The organism is Rhizobium sp. 10N414, assembly GCF_056394785.1.
The window spans coordinates 85193-100610 of record NZ_JBFTIN010000003.1; the positions used below are offsets into that span (position 1 = coordinate 85193).

The window sequence follows — 15418 nt, forward strand, 5'->3', positions numbered from 1 at the left end:
TCAGATCTTGGCGTTGGCCGTGATTAGCATGAAGGCGGGAATTTCATCACCGAAGCCAACCGGCGTCGGACCGTCGTCGTGGTCGCGATAGCGGCGGCGGTCGCGATTGTCGTCGTTTGCCGGGTAAGGACGAGCGGCGCGCGAGCTCTGCTGCGGCTTGTTTTGTTCTGCTTTGGGCTCTTGCTTCACGCTTTCGACCTTTGCTGGTGCTGCTGTTTCCATCGTCTCGACGTCATTATCTGCGACGGCGATTTCAGATTTATGACCTCGACGGCTCTTGCCGCGGCCGGTGTCCTTGTCACGGCCCTTGCGACGCGAGCGATCGTCGTCGCGGCTGGGTTCGGGCGGAGGCAAGGCGGAGAGGTCGCCGTTCAACCACTCGACCTTCTCGCCGATCAACTTTTCGATCGCGTCGGCATGTTTCTGGTCGTGGCGGGTGACGATGGTGAATGCAGCGCCGGAACGGCCTGCGCGGCCGGTACGGCCGATACGATGCACATAATCCTCGGAATGGATCGGAACATCGAAGTTGAAGACATGGCTGACGTCGGGAATATCGAGACCGCGAGCGGCGACATCGGAAGCCACGAGAAGCTGGAGATTACCGTCCTTGAAGTTCTGCAGCATGGCCATGCGCGAACGCTGATCCATGTCGCCGTGCAAAGCGCCGGCGGAAAAGCCGTGGCGGTCGAGCGAACGGAAGAGATCGGACACGTCCTTCTTGCGGTTGCAGAAGATGATTGCGTTCTTCAGATCGGTTTGAGCCTTGATAAGATCGCGCAGAACAGCACGCTTCTCATAATCCTTGCCATGCGAGGCAACGAAGCGCTGCGTTACCGTCTTTGCGGTGGATGCCGGCTTGGCAACTTCGATCCGCTCCGGATTCTGCAGGAAGCGATCCGCAAGCTTCTGGATCTCGGGCGGCATGGTTGCCGAGAAGAAAAGCGTCTGACGGGTGAACGGGATAAGCTTTGCGATGCGCTCGATATCCGGGATGAAGCCCATGTCGAGCATGCGGTCGGCTTCGTCGATGACGAAGATTTCGACAGCACTCATCAGGAGCTTGCCGCGTTCGAAATGGTCGAGCAGGCGGCCCGGCGTGCAGATCAGAACATCCGCGCCACGCTCGAGCTTGCGATCCTGATCTTCAAACGAAACGCCGCCGATCAGCAACGCGACATTCAAGCGGTGGTTCTTGCCGTACTTTTCGAAGTTCTCCGCAACCTGGGCGGCTAGTTCGCGGGTCGGCTCGAGGATCAGAGTCCGGGGCATGCGGGCACGGGCACGGCCCTTTTCCAGCAGCGACAGCATCGGCAGAACGAAAGACGCAGTCTTGCCCGTTCCCGTCTGCGCAATCCCGCAAATATCGCGGCGCTCAAGCGCAAAGGGGATGGCACCAGCCTGAATTGGGGTTGGCGTCGTGTAACCCGCGTCGGTCACGGCGGAAAGCACTTTTTGGCTCAAGCCAAGATCAGCAAATGTCGTCAAAGGGAAAACTGTTTCCGTTCCGGTTCGGCCGTACTCTGGTTGAGTCGGCGTGATTGCGTGGCGCAATGCAGCGCGACATAAGCCGAAACTGTCCTTAAGTCAAGGAATACAGGCCTTGCAGCCAGTGCAGAGGTAAAGACGTGGTTAGCGCGCGTAGTTACTGTATGTAACTCGCAAGCTTCAAGCCCGCATTCATGAAGTAAATGGGATCAATGGCACGACCATCCTGACGGACTTCATAGTGTAAATGCGTACCGGTGGACCGGCCGGTGCTGCCGGCAAGGCCAATCACGTCCGTGCGGTCGACTTTGTCGCCAATTTTCACGAGAATTTCCGACATGTGGCCGTAACGCGTGGAAATGCCCTTGCCGTGATCCACCTCGACCATGTTGCCGTAGCCGCCAGTCCAGCCGGCCGCTATGACCTTGCCGGGTGCCGTCGGGCGAACCTTTTCGCCAGGCGCAAAACGGAAATCGATGCCCGAGTGGAGTGCGAGGCGGCCGAGGAACGGATCACGCCGGTTCCCAAACGAGCTGGTGATCTCCTTGCCGGCGGCCGGATTCTGGAATGGCAGCGATTCGGCCATGCTCCGTACAGTCTCCAGGCGGGTGAGGGCATCGTCCAACTGCGCAAGCGACGTATCGAAATCATCGTTGCTCTCAGGCTCTACGTAAGGGCCGCCGACTGCGGTGTCATCCTGCTTCAAGCGCTCGGCCGGGACCGAAATCCTGAACCGCGTCAAGACCTTCGATATGGCATTGGCGGCGCCGCCGGCATCGCTCGTCAGTTGCGCGATGCGGGTGCGTTGCTTCTGCTCAATATCCTTCAGAGACAGCGTTACCTTGGAAAAAACCCGGTCAGCTCGGTCGCCGACGGTTTCCTTTGCCGGCACATCAGCCAGCGTCGCGTTATCAGGCGTCGCCTCAGCAGGTTCTACAGCGCCGGCAAGCTGATTCTCGATAGCCTGAACTGCGCCGGAGAGCGAGGCATGCTTCTCGTTTGCGTCGGGCGCGTAGGACTGGAGTGGTGTGGCCGCCTTGTTTCCGAGCCCGGAACTTTCGGCCCGGTCAAGAAGGGAGCCCAACTTGCCGTGGCGTGAGGTGAGCGCCAGTTGTTGCTCCATCAATTTGTCGACCTTGTCTTCGACGACCTGCTGATCGAGCAACTGGCGGGAGGTAACGCGATCGACCTGAGCTCGCAGAGCGGCGATCCGGTCCTCATAGTCGTGCTGCATGCGCGCCTGTCTGGCCATTGCCGCGCCGATCAGGTCGTCACGCAGCACGAGATAGGATGTGGCCAACAGATAGCCGATCGCAAAGACCCCGACAAAACATAAGACAAGCGCCGCCATCCACGGCTTGACGGTGAGGTGACGGACCCGGTCACCGCTCGCCAGGATCAGGATATGCTCTTGTTTTCGCTGACCGAATACGCGGCTATGCTGTGCATGCGTCACGGAGAATCTCCCGATCGAAGGCTGATGCCTCAATTGCCGCAATTACGCACGATTATGGTTAATATTTACTTAGGTCAGTATGGCTGTCGTGATCGGATCAGGCGTTGCTCGTCGATGTCAGCGATCGGTAGAAGGATGGCGTCAGTCCTGCTTCGGCCCGGGCGATGTCGTTGAAGGGAGGCTTCAACGGTCCGCGGAAATTGGCGCGTACCAACTCGTGGAATGTCCGTGCCGGATCCCGCTTTTCTCTGACGCAAAGGAAGCGGAACCATTTGGCGCCTATCGCAACGTGACCTTTCTCGTCGTTGTAGATGACATGGAGCACGGCAGCGCTCTCCAAATCCCCGGTTTCGCGCATCTTGGCCTGCAGCGACGGTGTGACGTCCAACCCGCGAGCCTCGAGAATAAGCGGGACAACGGCGAGGCGCGCCGTCAGGTCATTCCTCGTCGCGTGCGCGGCCTGCCAAAGGCCGTCATGGGCGGGGAGGTCACCGTAGTCGGCGTCGAGGTCATTCAGGCGGGCGCGCACCATGCGGAAATGTTTCGCTTCTTCGAAGGCAACCTGCATCCACCCGTCGAAGAAGGAGTTCGGGACGGGTTCGGTCGCGAATCGCGCAACGATATCAAGCGCCAGATCGACGGCGTTGAGTTCGATGTGGGCGATGGCATGCAGCAGCGCGATGCGCCCCTTGACGGTATGCAAGGACCGCCTCTCCACCTGCGTCGGCGGTATCAACTCCGGCTTATCAGGACGGCCCGGCCTCTCAGGCAGCGGCGCGTCAAGTGGCGAACGCAGGGACAGTGTGCGAGCAAACCAACGCGTCGCAGTTTCCTGGGCGAGCGTCGTCTTCTTATCGAGATCAGTTGCTCGGATAGCGTCGATCGCTCCGCCGCGCAGGGACGTGATGCTGGAGCGAGAGGTCATCGCGACAGGTTCTGCACGGCGGCAAGAACGATTTCTGCGTGGCCGGGCACCTTCACCTTCTGCCAGATCGTTCCGATGGTCCCATCCTCACGTATGAGGAAGGTTGTGCGCTCCACGCCCATGAAATTGCGTCCATACATGCTCTTTTGTTTCCACACGCCGTAGGCCGCCAGCGTCGTCTTCTCTTCATCGGACGCCAGGACAACCGAAAGACTATGTTTCTTGATGAAGCGATCATGGCATTTTGCGGAATCGGGAGACATGCCGATGACGGCAGCACCGGCCTTTTCGAACTGGTCTGCAAGCGCCGTGAAAGCCAACGATTCGGCCGTGCATCCTGTCGTGTCGTCCTTGGGATAGAAGAACAACACCAGCGGCTTACCACGGAAATCGGCAAGCGCGACGCGGCCTCCGCCATCGCGCGGGAGATTGAAGTCAGGCGCCGTCGTGCCGATGCTGACATCCGTCATGGAGAGACCTTTCTTTTGCCGAGTTTATGGATAACAGGTGATTTGCCAGATATATATTGGACGGGCAGTCGTCCAGCCAGTCTGGTCCAAACCGCAAATTAGGGAGTTAGGCGAGACGCATGTCGGCGATCCGCGGCGAGAAAATTACATTCCGCAAGAAAGACATCGTCGCACTGCATGAGCTCCCTTCGGCGCAGGCCGAAGATCCCATGATCGTCAGTTGCCCGCCGTCGCGTTCGCGCATGCGCAAGACCGCCGGCGCCACGGGTGGCTGCATCGCCGTTATTTTCTTCGTGCTCGCTGCAATTGTCTTCACGGTAGAAAGCGGCATATTCGACGGGCCGCTGACGCGGCAGGCGCAGGCTGCACTCAATTCGGCCATCGGGCCTCGCTATAGGGCGGAGGTCGGCTCCACTGCTATCCGCTTTACCTCGAACCTGCGCCTTGCGCTAGAAGCGCGCAACGTCAACATGATTGACGAGAAGAGCGGCCAGCACCTGTCGACCACACATGCGATGCGTATGGCGCTCGACCCGCTACAACTCTTTCGCGGTCGGATTGCGATTGCGCAGATCGAGGCGGAAGATATAGCACTCGACACAGCGCTGCTGCCGTCTGGAAAGCCGCTCAAGCTCGATGACGTTCGCATCGACGAGATTCCGGCGGCGATGGAAGCTGCGTTCGCTCAACTCGACATGATCGACAGTTTCGTCGAGCGGGGTGGGACGCGCTCAGTGAAACTCTCGGGCATAGATATCAAGCTGGCCGATACGGCGAATGGTCCACTCTCGATCGTCATCAATAGCCTGGACTTCACAAGGACACGCCAAGGCGCGCTGGCGCTGGATGGTGAGGTCGCGATCAACGGCAAGGCAGCGACGCTCAGCGTCATCACCGAAAGAACCGGCGAACGTACCTCGAAGTTGACGGGACAACTGGCGGGCGTCGACCTGGGACCGTTCACACTCAAGCGGAATGTCCAGGGTCAAATCCGGCAGGGCATCGACGGCTCTGGTGATGTGACGATCTCGGCAGTTCGCACCGGCGATCAAGCCGAGCCGGCGCTCGGCGCCTCAGTCGACCTGGAGCCTGGGCAGTTCTATATGGATGGCGACCAGCAGGAGTTGAGCGGAGGGCGCATCAACCTCGCCTACGACTTTGACAAGCAGAAGCTTGAGATCGCGAAATCGCGTGTTCAGTTCGGCGCGACATCCGTACCGCTTACCGGCGCTCTTATCGATCTGGACAAGATCGATGCCGCTGCAGGAAAGGGCTTCGGGATAGATCTGCTGGTCAGTGGCGGCACCGCGGCCCCCACCGCGTCAGGCGAGCAACCGCTCGCCTTCGATATCCAGGCGACCGGTCGCTACCTCGTTACAGACCGCGAACTCGAATTCCCGAACATGCGGGTTTCGAGTCCTGCTGGCGGTCTTTTTGGCTCGCTGCATGTTCGTCTGGGCGACGTGTCGCCGGAGATCAGCTTTGCCGGGCAGTCACAGCAGTTGCAGACAACGGCCGTCAAGCAATTGTGGCCATTCTGGATGGCGTCGAAGGGCCGCGAATGGGTTCAGCGCAACCTCTTCGGGGGCACCGTCACCGACGCATCGATCTCCGTCTTCATTCCGTTCGGACGCCTTGACGAGGCGGTCGGCAAAGGGCTGAAACTCGACAAGAACCAGATCCGGATTGCTTTCGACATCGCAGATACCCGAATGAACGTGGCCGGCGACATCCCGCCAATCCGCGATATGAATGCCCACTTTGATCTGAGCGGTCCGCGGGCGACAATCTCGATCAAGAGCGGGACGGCATTCTTTCCGTCCGGACGATCGGTGAACGTCGGCGAGGGCACGTTTGTCCTGCCATCGACCTACGACAAGCCGCTCATGGCCGAACTCAATCTTCCCATTTCCGGCGCGGCTGACGCGGTCGGCGAATTGCTCACCTATAAGCCGATCCAGGTGTTACAGCGCGCGGGCTTCGTGCCCGAGGACCTGAGGGGCAAGGTGTCGGCGAAAGTGCAGGCTCGCATCGGGCTGATCTCGTCGCAGAATCCTCCTCCTGCTGAATGGAAAGCGGTCCTGCAGCTACAGGATCTCGATGTCGCCAAACCGTTTTCGGGCCGCAAGATCACTGGTCTCGACGGCGTGTTGAACGCGGATCCAAAGCAGGTCAGCCTCGACGGAAAAGGGCTGATCGATGGCATTCCCGCCGGGATCAAGCTTGTCGAGCCGACGGACAAGTCGTCCAATGTCCAGCCGCAGCAGACCATTACTGCCACCTTGAACAATGATCAGCGGGAAAAGGTGCTGCCCGGTCTCAACGACATCGTCGATGGTAGCGTCGACGTGGAACTCAATCGCATCGATCAGGACCGACAGGCGGTCACTGTCGACCTTGGAAGGGCGCGGCTGTCTCTCCCATGGATCGGCTGGTCCAAGGGCGGGGGGATCGGCGCGACGGCCACATTCGAGGCCTCCGGCCCTGCAGACAACACCGAGTTGAAGAACTTCGTCCTCAAGGGGGACGGATTCGGGGCAAATGGCTCGCTTGTTATCGGCAAGGGCAATCTCGTGAAGGCGGATTTCGACAGTGTCAAACTGTCGTCGCTGGACGACTTCTCCGTTTCTGTGAAGCGCGGCAAGGGAGGGTTTGATGTCTCCGTGTCAGGCGAGAGTGCAGATGCACGTCCGATCATCGCGAGATTGAAGTCCAGCAGCGGCGGTGACTCCGACCACAGCGGCAGCATATCCGTTCGAGCCAAGCTCGGCCGCGTCGTCGGTTTCAACGACGAGAAGTTGCGCAATGCCGAGATGACCTATGTGTCGTCAGGCGGGAGGCTGCAGACACTGAATTTCACCGGCGTCACCGACAGCGGCGAGGCGTTCGTAGCCCAGACGAAGGGAAATGGCGTTATCAATGTCACGAGCGGCGATGCCGGCTCTGTTTCGCGCTTCGCCGACCTCTATCAGCACATGATGGGCGGCTTGCTCAATATGCAGATCCGCCTAGGGGCTGGCGACAATTGGGATGGCTCCATCGACATCAGGCGCTTCTCGCTTGTCAACGAACAGCGCTTGCACTCGATCGTTTCGACGCCGGTCGGCGAGGAGCAACGAAGCCTGAATTCAGCGGTAAAACGGAACATCGATACATCGGCGCAGCGTTTCCAGCGCGGCTTTGCGCGCATTGTTTCTCAGAACGGCGTCGTCAGTATCGAGAACGGCGTGGTGCGTGGTGACCAGGTCGGCGCGGTGTTTCAGGGAATGGTTCGTGACCAGCGCGGGAGGATGGACATGACGGGTACCTTCATGCCTGCATATGGCCTCAACCGGCTGTTTGCCGAATTGCCGTTGATCGGCATCATCCTTGGGAACGGCACGGATCGCGGCCTGATCGGCATTACCTTCAAGCTCACAGGAAAGTTGGAATCGCCGGATCTGATCGTCAATCCGTTGTCGATCATCGCGCCGGGCGTTTTCCGCAACATCTTCGAATTCCAGTAGGCACAAAAAAGCCGGCGCCAGGCCGGCTTTCTGTTTGAGACGTTGACCGCGCCTAGGCAGCGCGGCGGATCAGGATGTGCTTCTTCTTGCCGAGCGATAGCTTGATCACGCCATCAGCGGTGATCTCTTCGCTGCCGATGATCTTGCGCTCGTCGCTGACGGCCTGGTCGTTGATGCGCACCGCACCGCCCTGAACGTGGCGGCGGGCCTCGCCGTTCGAGGCTGCAAGGCCGGCGCGGACGATCAGCGACAGAAGGCCGATGCCACCGTCGAGTTCGGCAGCCGGGACGTCGACAGCCGGAAGGTTCTCGGCAAGGCCGCCTTCCTCGAATGTCTTGCGGGCGGTTTCGGCAGCCTGCTCGGCGGCAACACGACCATGCAGGATCGCGGTGACCTCAGTCGCCAGGATCTTCTTGACCTCGTTGATCTCGGAACCGGCAAGCGCTGAGAGGCGTGCGATTTCGTCCATCGGCAGCGTTGTGTAGAGCTTCAGGAAGCGCGAGACGTCATCGTCCTCTGTGTTGCGCCAGTACTGCCAGAAGTCATAGGCCGACAGCATGTCCGCGTTGAGCCAGACAGCGCCGGTCGCAGACTTGCCCATCTTGGCGCCGGAAGCGGTCGTCAGCAGCGGCGAGGTGAGGGCGTAGAGCTGCTGCGTCCCCATGCGGTGACCGAGGTCGATGCCGTTGACGATGTTGCCCCACTGATCCGACCCCCCCATCTGCAGACGGCAGTCGTAGCGCTTGGCCAATTCGACGAAGTCGTAGGCCTGCAGGATCATGTAGTTGAATTCGAGGAACGACAGCGACTGTTCGCGGTCAAGGCGCGTCTTGACGCTGTCGAAAGCCAGCATGCGATTGACCGAGAAGTGCCGGCCGACATCGCGTAGGAATTCGAGGTAGTTGAGCGATCTCAGCCACTCTGCGTTGTTGATCATCAACGCATCCTTCGGGCCTTCGCCGTAGGAGAGGTAGTTCGAGAAAACGCGCTTAATCGAAGCGATGTTGCTCTCGATCGTATCGACGGTCATCAGCTGCCGCGCTTCCTCCTTAAAGGAGGGATCACCGACCATGCCGGTGCCGCCGCCCATCAGCGAAATGGCGCGATGGCCGGTCGCCTGCATCCAGTGCAGCATCATGATCTGGATCAGCGAGCCGGCATGCAGGCTGGGAGCGGTGGGGTCAAAGCCGATATAGGCCGTTACCGGTTCCTTGGCGAAGAGTTCGTCGAGGCCCGTTTCATCGGAAATCTGATGAATGAAGCCGCGCTCTTTCAGCGTACGTAGGAAATCGGATTTGAACTCGGACATGACCTTTTGCTCTCGGGTGCGGATTTTCGGATTGGCTATTGTTGAAGTGACGCGGCGCGTTTAACACTGTTTTGCCGAACAGTCACCATTTGGCGAGAATCTTCCAGCGAGGGGTCATGGAGAAGATCAGGACCGCGATCGGCTTGATGAGCGGAACATCAATGGACGGCATCGATGTGGCGCTGCTGCGGACCGACGGCCGAGCCTTCGTCGAGCGCGGGCCGTTCCTCGGTGTTCCGTATGAGCCAGCCTTCCGCGACCGATTGAAGCTGGCGCTGGAGCAGGCGAAGTCTATTGCGCAACGTGAGCAGCGGCCGGGCGATCTGGCGTCTGTCGAGCGTGAACTGACGTTACGTCATGTAATTGCCGTGAGGGAATTTCTGGCTACGAATGCGCTCGATGCCTCGTCGATCGACGTCATCGGCTTTCACGGCCAAACAGTGTTACATCGCCCGGACGAAGCGCTGACGGTCCAGATCGGGGATGGGGCGCTTTTGGCACGGGAAACCGGCATTCCTGTTGTCTACGATCTTCGTGCCAACGACATGATGCATGGCGGCCAGGGCGCGCCATTGGTTCCGGTCTATCATGCGGCGCTCGCCGCCAACGTCCCTCATGCCACATTGCCGGTCTGCTTCGTCAATATCGGCGGGATCTCAAACCTGACTTATATTGGCGCGGAGGGCGTCATAGTCGGTTTTGACAGTGGCCCGGGCAATACGCTGATCGACCAGTGGGTCGAAACCCATGCGGGCGTGCCGTTCGATCAGGGCGGCATGATAGCCTCCGAGGGACGGATCGTGGGGGAACTGGCCGATCGCTATTTGAATAGCCCGTTCTTCACCGCAGAGAAGCGGCGCTCGCTCGACCGCAACGACTTTCCGCCGCCGTCGGGTGCAGATGCGGAGCTTGTAGACGGCGCCCGCACACTTGCCTATGTCGCGGCCGCCTCGATCATCAAGTCCGCCGGTCACTTGCCGGTCACGCCGACCCTCTATGTCATCAGCGGTGGTGGTCGGCTCAATCGCGTGCTGATGCAAGATTTGAAAGATATCGCCCATCGCAAGGGCGCCGAGGTGATAACGGCGGAGCAGGCGGGGTTCAATGGCGATTCCATGGAGGCTGAAGCCTGGGGCTATCTCGCGGTAAGGTCGTTGGACCGCTTACCATTGACATTTCCCGGCACGACCGGCGTGCGTGCGCCGGTCAGCGGCGGCGTCGTGGTGAAGCCGTGATGCAACGGGCGATTCTGGAGACGCCGCGCCTAGTCGCGGTCATGTGGGGACCTGACGACGCGGGCCTGATCCATGAGCTTCACTCCACGATTGAGACGACACGGTATCTTTCGGGCACTGCGCCGTGGTCGCGTGAGAAGGCCGAGGAACGGCTGCGCAATTGGTTCGGCGAGCAGGAGCGGGATGGAGCCACCAAGTACAAGATCCTCAGTCGTGACGACGGCCGCTTCATTGGCCGCGCGGGCTTTTCCCTGCTTGGCGGTGAGCGGCAGGATTTCGAACTCGGCTATTCGCTTCGGTTCCAGGAATGGGGCAAGGGTTATGCGACGGAGATTGCCGGCGAGTTGGCGGAATGGTTCTTCGAACGGAACTTCGCGCAGCAGTTCATCGCATTCACGCATCCGGACAATGCCGCATCTCAGCATGTCCTAACGAAAATCGGCATGCGAAGCCGCATGCCGATGATCATTGACGGATTGACCTGTCCGACGTTCGAACTGACCGCCGGGATGCGGACCGCTTAGCGGATCCGCTTGGCAGCCGGTTCCGGCACGAGTTCGCCGTTCAGGCGGCGATCGAGGTAATCCTCGCATTCGCTCATCAGCGTCTCGACCTGGCCGTTGAAGAAGTGGTTGGCGCCAGGCACCGTGCGGTGCGTGATCAGGATACCCTTCTGCGTCTTCAGCTTCTCAACGAGGCCGTTTACGTCCTTCTCGGGCGCAACCTTATCGGCTTCGCCGTTGATGATGAGGCCGGAAGACGGGCAGGGCGCGAGGAACGAGAAATCATACGTGTTCGGTTGCGGCGCGATCGACATGAAACCTTCGATTTCGGGGCGGCGCATTAGAAGCTGCATGCCGATCCAGGAGCCGAAGGAATAACCGGCGACCCAGCAGGTCTTCGAATCAGGATGCAAGCTCTGTACCCAGTCGAGCGCGGACGCGGCGTCCGAAAGCTCGCCAGCGCCGTGGTCGAATTCACCCTGGCTGCGACCGATTCCCCGGAAATTGAAACGCAACGTCGTGAACCCGCGCTTCTGGAACATGTAGAAGAGCTGGTAGACGATCTGGTTGTTCATCGTGCCGCCGAACTGGGGGTGCGGGTGCAGAATGAGGGCAATCGGTGCGCTTTTTTCCTTGGAGGGCTGGTAGCGGCCTTCAAGACGGCCGGCAGGGCCGTTGAAAATGACTTCGGGCATCGGTACTCCGGCTTTTATTTTTCGCGTTCGGCCCTGCGTAAGACTTGACGAATGTTGTCAGCTTTTTTAAAACGCAGTTTAGAACAATTCGAAACTTGCATGACGATCCACGCATTGTGGGATGTGTCATAAGGCAAGCCCGGCCGAAATTTCAAGGAAAATGAGCCGAGCCGCCTCGCAAGGATTTAGCGCAGGACAAAAGATCATGGCGCCGCCACGCCTTTATCTCGATTGGAACGCGACTTCGCCGCTGCATCCGAATGCGCGCGACGCGGTCCTGCGCGCGTTGGACCTGTTCGGCAATCCAAACTCGGTCCACGGCGAAGGCCGAGCCGTTCGTGCTGCGATCGAGCATGCACGACGCCAGGTGGCGGCACTTGCAGGGGCTGATCCGGCCCATGTAATCTTTACGAGCGGCGCGACAGAGGCAGCCAATATGGTGCTGACGCCCGAGTTCAGGATGGGGCGCACGCCGCTTAAAGTCAGCCAGCTTTACTATTCTGCCGTCGAGCATCCTGCGGTGCGGGAAGGCGGTCGCTTCCCGAAGGAACAGACGGCGGAAATTCCGGTGACGGAGGCCGGCGTCGTCGATCTCGATGCGCTTGGTGCTTCGCTTGCCGCTCATGACAAGTCGGCCGGGTTGCCGATGGTCGCGGTCATGCTCGTTAACAACGAGACCGGCATCGTCCAACCGATTGCCGAGGTTGCGAAGCTGGTGCAGGCGCATGGCTGCCTTCTTGTTGTCGATGCCGTACAGGCAGCCGGTCGCTTGAAGCTGGATATCAACGCGCTCGGCGCCGATTTCCTAATCGTCTCATCGCACAAGATCGGCGGCCCGAAAGGCGCCGGTGCGCTTGTCACGCGCGGTGAAGTGCTGATGCCGCGACCGCTGATCCATGGCGGCGGCCAGGAGAAGGGTCACCGCTCGGGGACTGAGAACTCGCTTGCGGTGATCGGGTTTGGTGCTGCCGCCGAAGCTGCGATGGAATTTGAGGCACGCAACGAAGCGATCTCGGTGCTCCGTGACCGACTGGAAACCGGAATGCGAGGCGCGGCACCTGATGTCGTCATCTACGGCTCCGAGGGCCAGCGCGTTTCGAACACGACTTTCTTCACCCTTCCGGGGCTGAAGGCCGAAACGGGCCAGATCGCCTTCGATCTCGAAGGTGTGGCGCTTTCTGCCGGGTCTGCCTGCTCGTCCGGCAAGGTCGGAGAGAGCCATGTCCTGGTTGCCATGGGGCGAGACCCAAAGCTCGGCGCTTTGCGCATTTCGTTGGGCTTTGCCACCACCGAAGAGGAGATCGACAAGGCGATTTCGGTCTTCGCGAAAATAGCCGCTCGGCGCAAGCCGGCCGGGGAGGCGGCTTGACCGCTTCATAAATTTGCGGAAACGCAATTTTCCGCTTGCCATTCGGGCTGAAAAGTCCCTTTTGGCCACCTACATACGGGGCAAACGATACTGCCCGAACGACAAGCTGCCGGACCTTTTCTCCGGCGAGATTGGAGAATGACATGCCCGCCGTCCAGGAAACGGTTGATCGCGTTCGTCAGATTGACGTCGATCAATACAAATACGGTTTCGAGACCATTATCGAAATGGACAAGGCGCCCAAGGGCTTGTCCGAAGACATCATCCGTTTCATCTCCGCCAAGAAGCAGGAGCCGGAGTGGATGCTCGAATGGCGTCTGGAAGCCTACAAGCGCTGGCTGACCTTGGAGGAGCCCACCTGGGCTCGCGTCGATTATCCGAAGATCGATTTCAACGACATCTATTACTACGCCGCGCCGAAAAGCACGCCCGGCCCGAAGTCGCTTGACGAAGTCGATCCTGAAATCCTCAAGGTCTACGAAAAGCTTGGCATTCCGCTCAAGGAGCAGGAAATCCTGGCTGGCGTCGAGAAGCCGAAGATCGCCGTCGATGCCGTCTTCGACTCTGTCTCCGTTGTCACGACCTTCAAGGAAGAGCTGAAGAAGGCCGGCGTGATCTTCATGTCGATCTCGGAAGCCATTCGCGAGCATCCGGAACTGGTGCAGAAGTACCTCGGCTCCGTCGTTCCGACCTCCGACAATTACTACGCGACCCTGAACTCGGCCGTCTTCACCGATGGTTCGTTCGTGTTCGTTCCGAAGGGCGTTCGCTGCCCGATGGAGCTGTCCACCTATTTCCGCATCAACGAAAAGAATACGGGCCAGTTCGAACGCACGCTGATCATCGCCGAGGAAGGCGCATATGTCTCCTACCTCGAAGGCTGCACCGCGCCGCAGCGCGACGAAAACCAGCTGCATGCCGCTGTCGTTGAGCTCGTTGCGCTCGATGATGCCGAGATCAAGTACTCGACGGTCCAGAACTGGTATCCGGGCGATGCGCAGGGCAAGGGCGGCATCTACAACTTCGTCACCAAGCGCGGCGATTGCCGTGGCGACCGCTCGAAGATTTCGTGGACGCAGGTCGAGACCGGTTCGGCTATCACCTGGAAGTACCCATCCTGCATCCTGCGCGGCGATGACTCCAGAGGCGAGTTCTACTCGATCGCCGTCTCCAACGGCCACCAGCAGGTCGATAGCGGCACGAAGATGATCCATCTCGGCAAGAACACGTCGAGCCGTATCATCTCCAAGGGCATCGCTGCGGGCGTGTCGCAAAACACCTATCGCGGCCAGGTCTCGGCGCACCGCAAGGCATCCAACGCCCGCAACTTCACGCAGTGCGACTCGCTGCTGATTGGCGACAAGTGCGGCGCCCACACGGTTCCCTATATCGAGGCGAAGAACTCCACGGCGCAGTTCGAGCACGAGGCGACCACCTCGAAGATCTCGGAAGACCAGCTCTTCTATTGCCTGCAGCGCGGCATTCCGGAGGAAGCGGCGATCGCCCTGATCGTCAACGGCTTCGTCAAGGAAGTCCTGCAGGAACTGCCGATGGAATTTGCTGTCGAAGCGCAGAAGCTCATCAGCATCTCGCTTGAAGGCAGCGTCGGCTGACGCGACACGACATGAATGCGCGAGGGCGCGTGGATCGCGCCTTTCTCCGATTGCTTTTTATGGGAAAACACCATGCTTGAAATTAAGAACCTGCACGCCCGCATCGCCGAAGACGGCACCGAGATCATCCGCGGCTTGAACCTCACCGTGAAGGCCGGCGAAGTGGCCGCCATCATGGGCCCGAACGGCTCCGGCAAGTCGACGCTCTCCTACATCCTGTCCGGCCGCGAAGACTACGAAGTCACCGAAGGCGACATCCTCTACAACGGCGAAAGCATTCTGGAGCTCGACGCTGCCGAGCGTGCCGCCAAGGGCATCTTCCTGGCCTTCCAGTACCCGGTCGAAATTCCGGGGGTTGCCACCATGCAGTTTCTCAAGGTTGCGATGAACGAGCAGCGCAAGGCGCGCGGCGAAGAAGAGCTGAAGACGCCGGACTTCATGCGCCTCGTCAAGGACGCAGCCGGCAAGCTGCAGATCAACACTGAAATGCTGAAGCGCCCGCTGAACGTCGGTTTCTCCGGCGGTGAGAAGAAGCGCGCCGAAATCCTGCAGATGGCCCTCCTGCAGCCACAGCTTTGCGTTCTCGACGAAACCGACTCCGGTCTCGACATCGACGCGCTGAAAATCGTTGCCGACGGCGTCAACGCGCTGCGTTCGCCGGATCGCGCTGTCGTCGTCATCACGCACTACCAGCGCCTGCTCGACTACATCGTCCCTGATACCGTTCACGTTCTCTACAAGGGGCAAGTGATCAAGTCGGGCGACAAGACGCTGGCGCACGAGCTGGAAGCCAATGGCTACGCCGACATCATCGGTGCGGCAGCCTGATTGAGGCGGAAAGGACGAGTC

At 59.9% G+C, this 15418-nt stretch carries 12 protein-coding genes; 6 read left to right on the forward strand and 6 right to left on the reverse strand.

Annotation, left to right across the window (positions count from 1 at the left end):
• From AC1DE4_RS05405 to AC1DE4_RS05420, 4 genes are all read right to left on the reverse strand, one after another.
• Positions 1 to 1488 carry a DEAD/DEAH box helicase gene (locus AC1DE4_RS05405; protein ID WP_477880392.1) on the reverse strand — a complete coding sequence of 496 codons (1488 nt, stop codon included), beginning with the start codon at positions 1486 to 1488 and terminating at the stop codon, positions 1 to 3.
• Between the two features lie 157 nt (positions 1489 to 1645).
• A complete protein-coding gene (locus AC1DE4_RS05410; RefSeq protein WP_025661179.1) occupies positions 1646 to 2944 on the reverse strand; it encodes a M23 family metallopeptidase in 1299 nt (432 codons plus the stop codon).
• Between the two features lie 97 nt (positions 2945 to 3041).
• Positions 3042 to 3869, reverse strand: coding sequence for a ferritin-like domain-containing protein (locus AC1DE4_RS05415; RefSeq protein WP_477880394.1), 828 nt, complete (start codon positions 3867 to 3869; stop codon positions 3042 to 3044).
• Positions 3866 to 4339, reverse strand: a complete 474-nt coding sequence (locus AC1DE4_RS05420) for a peroxiredoxin (RefSeq protein ID WP_018854901.1) — start codon at positions 4337 to 4339, stop codon at positions 3866 to 3868. The genes AC1DE4_RS05415 and AC1DE4_RS05420 overlap by 4 nt, the downstream gene beginning before the upstream one ends.
• A 119-nt stretch (positions 4340 to 4458) precedes the next feature.
• Between AC1DE4_RS05420 and AC1DE4_RS05425 the strand changes: the two genes are divergently transcribed.
• Positions 4459 to 7845, forward strand: a complete 3387-nt coding sequence (locus AC1DE4_RS05425) for a YhdP family protein (protein ID WP_025661177.1) — start codon at positions 4459 to 4461, stop codon at positions 7843 to 7845.
• A 52-nt stretch (positions 7846 to 7897) separates the two neighbouring features.
• Here AC1DE4_RS05425 and tyrS read toward each other — a convergent pair whose 3' ends face one another.
• Positions 7898 to 9154: a tyrosine--tRNA ligase gene (tyrS, locus tag AC1DE4_RS05430; protein ID WP_025661176.1), complete on the reverse strand. Its 1257-nt coding sequence runs from the start codon at positions 9152 to 9154 to the stop codon at positions 7898 to 7900.
• A 116-nt stretch (positions 9155 to 9270) separates the two neighbouring features.
• On the opposite strand from tyrS, the gene AC1DE4_RS05435 reads away from it, so the two are divergent.
• Both AC1DE4_RS05435 and AC1DE4_RS05440 read left to right on the forward strand, forming a co-directional pair.
• A complete protein-coding gene (locus AC1DE4_RS05435; RefSeq protein ID WP_025661175.1) occupies positions 9271 to 10389 on the forward strand; it encodes an anhydro-N-acetylmuramic acid kinase in 1119 nt (372 codons plus the stop codon).
• Entirely contained in the window at positions 10389 to 10913 is a 525-nt protein-coding gene (locus AC1DE4_RS05440) for a GNAT family N-acetyltransferase (protein ID WP_477880397.1), read from the forward strand. Before AC1DE4_RS05435 ends, AC1DE4_RS05440 begins: the two co-directional genes overlap by 1 nt.
• On the opposite strand, the gene AC1DE4_RS05445 is transcribed toward AC1DE4_RS05440, so the two are convergent.
• The gene (locus AC1DE4_RS05445; protein ID WP_007789602.1) at positions 10910 to 11587 is read right to left on the reverse strand and encodes an alpha/beta hydrolase; all 678 of its coding nucleotides are present in this window, start codon (positions 11585 to 11587) and stop codon (positions 10910 to 10912) included. The two genes, AC1DE4_RS05440 and AC1DE4_RS05445, sit on opposite strands and share 4 nt — an antisense overlap.
• 205 nt (positions 11588 to 11792) lie before the next feature.
• On the opposite strand from AC1DE4_RS05445, the gene AC1DE4_RS05450 reads away from it, so the two are divergent.
• The 3 genes from AC1DE4_RS05450 (at position 11793) to sufC (ending at position 15397) form a co-directional block, all read left to right on the forward strand.
• A complete protein-coding gene (locus tag AC1DE4_RS05450; protein WP_025661173.1) occupies positions 11793 to 12956 on the forward strand; it encodes a cysteine desulfurase family protein in 1164 nt (387 codons plus the stop codon).
• A gap of 143 nt (positions 12957 to 13099) precedes the next feature.
• Complete coding sequence (gene sufB / locus AC1DE4_RS05455; protein WP_018854908.1) at positions 13100 to 14569, forward strand: Fe-S cluster assembly protein SufB; 1470 nt, start codon at positions 13100 to 13102, stop codon at positions 14567 to 14569.
• Between the two features lie 72 nt (positions 14570 to 14641).
• Positions 14642 to 15397, forward strand: coding sequence for a Fe-S cluster assembly ATPase SufC (sufC, locus tag AC1DE4_RS05460; protein WP_018854909.1), 756 nt, complete (start codon positions 14642 to 14644; stop codon positions 15395 to 15397).
• Positions 15398 to 15418: the final 21 nt, after the last annotated feature.

Coding starts and splice junctions, on each gene's coding strand:
- tyrS (WP_025661176.1), bottom strand. CDS start 9,154: ATGTCCGAGTTCAAATCCGATTTCCTACGTACGCTGAAAGAGCGCGGC.
- AC1DE4_RS05420 (WP_018854901.1), bottom strand. CDS start 4,339: ATGACGGATGTCAGCATCGGCACGACGGCGCCTGACTTCAATCTCCCG.
- AC1DE4_RS05440 (WP_477880397.1), top strand. CDS start 10,389: ATGCAACGGGCGATTCTGGAGACGCCGCGCCTAGTCGCGGTCATGTGG.
- sufB (WP_018854908.1), top strand. CDS start 13,100: ATGCCCGCCGTCCAGGAAACGGTTGATCGCGTTCGTCAGATTGACGTC.
- AC1DE4_RS05425 (WP_025661177.1), top strand. CDS start 4,459: ATGTCGGCGATCCGCGGCGAGAAAATTACATTCCGCAAGAAAGACATC.
- sufC (WP_018854909.1), top strand. CDS start 14,642: ATGCTTGAAATTAAGAACCTGCACGCCCGCATCGCCGAAGACGGCACC.
- AC1DE4_RS05450 (WP_025661173.1), top strand. CDS start 11,793: ATGGCGCCGCCACGCCTTTATCTCGATTGGAACGCGACTTCGCCGCTG.
- AC1DE4_RS05415 (WP_477880394.1), bottom strand. CDS start 3,869: ATGACCTCTCGCTCCAGCATCACGTCCCTGCGCGGCGGAGCGATCGAC.
- AC1DE4_RS05445 (WP_007789602.1), bottom strand. CDS start 11,587: ATGCCCGAAGTCATTTTCAACGGCCCTGCCGGCCGTCTTGAAGGCCGC.
- AC1DE4_RS05435 (WP_025661175.1), top strand. CDS start 9,271: ATGGAGAAGATCAGGACCGCGATCGGCTTGATGAGCGGAACATCAATG.